This window comes from Paraburkholderia sp. J63 (assembly GCF_905220245.1).
GTDB lineage: Bacteria > Pseudomonadota > Gammaproteobacteria > Burkholderiales > Burkholderiaceae > Paraburkholderia.
The window spans coordinates 1-3941 of the sequence record NZ_CAJMZF010000103.1; the positions used below are offsets into that span (position 1 = coordinate 1).

Genomic DNA, 3941 nt, shown 5'->3' on the forward strand with positions numbered 1-3941 from the left:
TAACAGTGCCAACCAGCAGCTTGCTGGCTACATTCAGAGTGCCTGGGGCGTGCGCGAAAAACTCAGAGGGCTGGTGTGCCAGGCGCGCAGTGAGTGGGATCCGTCCAACAACGGCGACCGGTACAAGGATCTGAACGATCCGGACGGCTTCTTTGGAAAGCAGAAGGATACCAACCCCGATGGGTACACCAACTTCATCGATTTCCTGAACAAGTTCCAGTTTCTGGACAAGACGCCGCTCGCCGGGCAGAAGCTCTTTTTTTTCCATCCGCTCGCGTTTATCCGGCACTTTAGAAAGTGCGCATGGCTTAATGCAAAAGAAATGGCGGAGTGCTTCCCGCGTAGTTTGCTCCAGTTAGAGTTGACTCAGTTCCGAACGTCAACCCTGTCTTGGAACAGCGCGCTTTCTCACGCGGAGAAGTGGAGTAAATCGTTTAATGTGGGAACGAGAAAATATGGGATTAATTCAATTCGCGTGCTGCATTTCTTGTCTCACGTTATTCCCGAGACGGGTAGATTGAGTTTGGTCAAGGAAATTGGTGGTGAGCACAAGACCTATAATCCATATTATGGGCGTGGACTTATCCAGCTAACACACCTTGAGAACTATCAACCTTATGGCAAATTTCGAAAATTCCAATCTGAAGTCGTTCCGCAGAAATTTCAATCACTTGGATGGGACCCCGACGTTTTGATTGCGAAAGATAACAATGGTGGTCAAAATACCGATAATTGCGTTGATAGCGCGTGTTTTTATGTTGTAAAGCGCAGCGGAATGCTTTCGCACGTGGATGCGGGTGTCACGCAGGACGACGCAATCAGAGCGAGTAAGGATGTCAATGGCTATGTTGCCATTGAGAATCTTAATGGCTTAGAGGTTCGTCTTCAATCAGTCATATATTTGAGAAATATTCTTACGGATGAGATTTTCAAAAGTGACGGAGTTGTCATAACTTTTGACTGGCGGAGAAATTCGCAAAAGGAGCCTGCATTGAACGCTCAAGGTGTGCCGATCATGGAAGGTGACCCTCCCCATCAGCACCCGAAAAAGAAATTTTATAAAACGACTCATACTATCACTGCATCTATTCAACGGCAGGTTCCTTGATGAAAAAGTACCTTGCTCAGCTATTTGTTTTTTCTGTCATGTCGCTTCCCGTCGTCGCTCATTGTGAAGTTTCCGAGGACGTATATTGCTTCGACTCCAGTGGGATGGGATCAAAGAATTTTGGTCTCCATGTTTTGTATGACGATGCAGAGAAATGGTCCGGCGCGTTTGTAAAATATCGTGGTGCTAAATTGGCAATAACATTGGTGGTAAAAAATGAGGATGATGAAGAAATTAGTCCGGGGCGTCCCGATCAAGCGATAACAACATGGTATGAGGTATATGGAGGGAGAATTACGGGGGAGTATGAAATGATGAGTCAGGGCGCAAACATATATTCTATGACTTATAAAAATTACGGAGCTCGTAAGAAGGTGGCATTTATCTTTAACCCGGAGGCATTAGGAGGGGGCGGGAAGGAGTGCACTTGGTGACATGATGAAATCACCATTTCTAATGAAGTGGATCAATGTTTATTTTTCTCCCGATGTACCGCAGTGTAATTGAAAATTACTGAGAATTTCGATTAATTTATGCAATCACCCATCCGCAAAGGCGACGAACTCGAACATGGTGGCGAAGTCACAAGCGGCTCGCCGTGGATGAACTTCATGGGCAGGCCGCTCGCCCGCAAGGGCGACGCAGCGCTCTGCGCGCCGCACGGCCCGACTGTCATCGACGAGGGCTACGAGAAATTCCCTGACCGTGACGGCAAGTGGGTCGCCTTCCATCATTACCGCTGCGCGTGCGGTTGCCGGCTGATCTCGTCGTTGCAGAACGTCAATATCGCGTAATGCCGGTCGATCTTTCTCCCGCAGGACGTCCCCACGCGTATCCCAGACGGATGCGTTTCTGGCCGTGGGCGGCGACCTGGTTCGTCTGTAACGTGTTCGGTCCGGTCGTCGTCCTGCTGGTCTGGCCGAAAAGCGAACCTGCGAGTGGGCTCAAATTCTGGAGCTGGATCGTTGGGGCTCCGAACGGACTGTTCCTGGTTCTGCTCGGCTTTGCCCGCGCAGTCTACGAGACGCTATGGTTTCGCGCGTACTGGTACAACTACCATCGTGATCGCTGGCTCGCGGACAGAGTCCGGTTCGCGCAGCGTCCGCTAAAGGTAATCGGCGTGGGGCACTGCCTGCCGCCCGGCGGAAAAAGTCTGTCCGATGTGCTGGCGGGCAAAAGGTCGATCCTCAAGATCCAGGCGCCGCGGCACGGTTCCGGCAAGGTTTCATGCAACCGCTTTGAGGATAACGATCCGCTGCTGGCTGTTGCCTCCGGCGTGGGTGAGGAGGAAAGCTTGGCGGATGACGTAGCCGTGCTGGCGAAAGCGCCTCCCGCTACCCAGATGGTTCGCGTCGCGCTCGAGCCGCTGGCAGGAAGCATTCAGGCGCTGACGCGATACGAAAGGGCATATTGGCCGAGGGTGCGCGTACTGGCCGAGCCCGAAGTTTCAAACCTGCGTTTGACCCAGGTTCGTGACGCATTGCGTCTGGCGGCACTCCCACCGTTAGAGGTTCAGGCCGTTCCGGCAGTCGACGGGTTGCTGGTAGCCGATGCCTGGCTTGACGCGCGCGAATCCCGCCCGTTGCTCATCGTCGCACCAGCGTGGTACGACGATGGCATTGAGGAGGGGCTTGCCGAGGGATGCGTTGCGGTACTGCTCGACGCCGGCTATTTCCGGCTTCCGCCGGAGGTTCGCCCCCAGGCTGTATTGCACCGACCCGTCGCAGGCGTTTCGGGCGAACCCGAATACGGTTTTGCGAATGCCGCAGTCTGGGGCAAGACCGACCCCGCGACGGTGACAGGCGCCTGGATTACCCGTCCAGTTGCCAACTGCGACCGGGCTCTGGATGCCGCAGGATTTGTGGCTGCGGCAAAAGACGTTGCGCAGCGCCGGCTCGATCTTCTTGTCGGCAACCTTTGCGCGGCGAACGGCCTGCTCGCGATAGCTGCTGCGGTTGAGTCGGGTATTGCCGACGGGCCGCAACTTGTCGTCGATGGTCTTCAATCGGCCATTTTCCATGTCATCCCCGAAGATCAAACGGCTTCAACGCATGACGATACCCAAAAATAACCTGCTCAACATGCAGCCTCAAGCTGCCACTGCCGAGAAAACCCCGAGTCGGATTGCAATCTGGGGCCTACCGCTCGCTATCCTGGTTCTTGTCATTGCCGTGCTGCTGCTGCTCTGGTTGCAGAGCGAACGTCTTGGCATTCCAGAGGGCACGCCTCGCATACTGGCTATGGTTGGCGTTCCGGTGTCAGGTTTCATTCTCGTGATCATGCATCTGGTCGCGATATCGACCGGTGCCTACGCGGGCGCGGCAAGACTGCTCCGGCATGAAACAGGGGACAAGGGGGCAACCTCAACGACAGCGAAGCCGCTCAAGCGCGACGCACGGCTGCAACGCATGGCCGAGGAACTGCGTGTCGCGCACGGCTGGTTCTGGCGCAGGCGCCTGCGCTGGCTGCTGGTGAACGGCGCCGACGAGCGGGTCGATCAGGTCGCGCCCGGACTCAAGCAGACAGGCGTTCTGCACGTCGGCGAGATCATCCTCGTCCATGCGGCGCCGGACGGCATCGAGCCGGCGAAGTGGCTCGGCCAGATCCGGCGGTTGCGTGGCCGTTATCCGGTCGATGGCCTGGTCCACGTCGCCCGCGCCGACGAAGCCGATACGGAACTGCCGCGCACGCTCTCGACGCTCGCCACGGCGCTCGGCTGGGCCGCGCCTATGGTGTTCCTGCATCCGGTCTCAGCGCATGGTCAGCAGCCCGAACGGTTTGACGCAATCGGTGCCTTCATGCCGAACGGGACGCGCAGGCAGGCGCAGACGGC

At 56.0% G+C, this 3941-nt stretch carries 3 protein-coding genes and 2 pseudogenes; all 5 read left to right on the plus strand.

Features of this window, described 5'->3' with window-relative positions:
• Positions 1-1108, plus strand: a pseudogene (locus U5775_RS38520) (hypothetical protein); the annotation flags it as partial.
• Entirely contained in the window at positions 1108-1542 is a 435-nt protein-coding gene (locus U5775_RS38525; protein ID WP_322063370.1) for a hypothetical protein, read from the plus strand. The pseudogene U5775_RS38520 and the gene U5775_RS38525, both read left to right, overlap by 1 nt.
• A 99-nt stretch (positions 1543-1641) precedes the next feature.
• Positions 1642-1902, plus strand: coding sequence for a PAAR domain-containing protein (locus U5775_RS38530; RefSeq protein WP_322063371.1), 261 nt, complete (start codon positions 1642-1644; stop codon positions 1900-1902).
• Positions 1902-3179, plus strand: a complete 1278-nt coding sequence (locus U5775_RS38535; RefSeq protein WP_322063372.1) for a hypothetical protein — start codon at positions 1902-1904, stop codon at positions 3177-3179. Before U5775_RS38530 ends, U5775_RS38535 begins: the two co-directional genes overlap by 1 nt.
• A pseudogene (locus tag U5775_RS38540) lies at positions 3160-3941 on the plus strand (type VI secretion protein VasK); the annotation flags it as partial. The gene U5775_RS38535 and the pseudogene U5775_RS38540, both read left to right, overlap by 20 nt.

Excerpts from the sequence above, each read along its gene's own strand:
- U5775_RS38525 (WP_322063370.1), top strand. The coding sequence starts at position 1,108 with ATGAAAAAGTACCTTGCTCAGCTATTTGTTTTTTCTGTCATGTCGCTT.
- U5775_RS38530 (WP_322063371.1), top strand. The coding sequence starts at position 1,642 with ATGCAATCACCCATCCGCAAAGGCGACGAACTCGAACATGGTGGCGAA.
- U5775_RS38535 (WP_322063372.1), top strand. The coding sequence starts at position 1,902 with ATGCCGGTCGATCTTTCTCCCGCAGGACGTCCCCACGCGTATCCCAGA.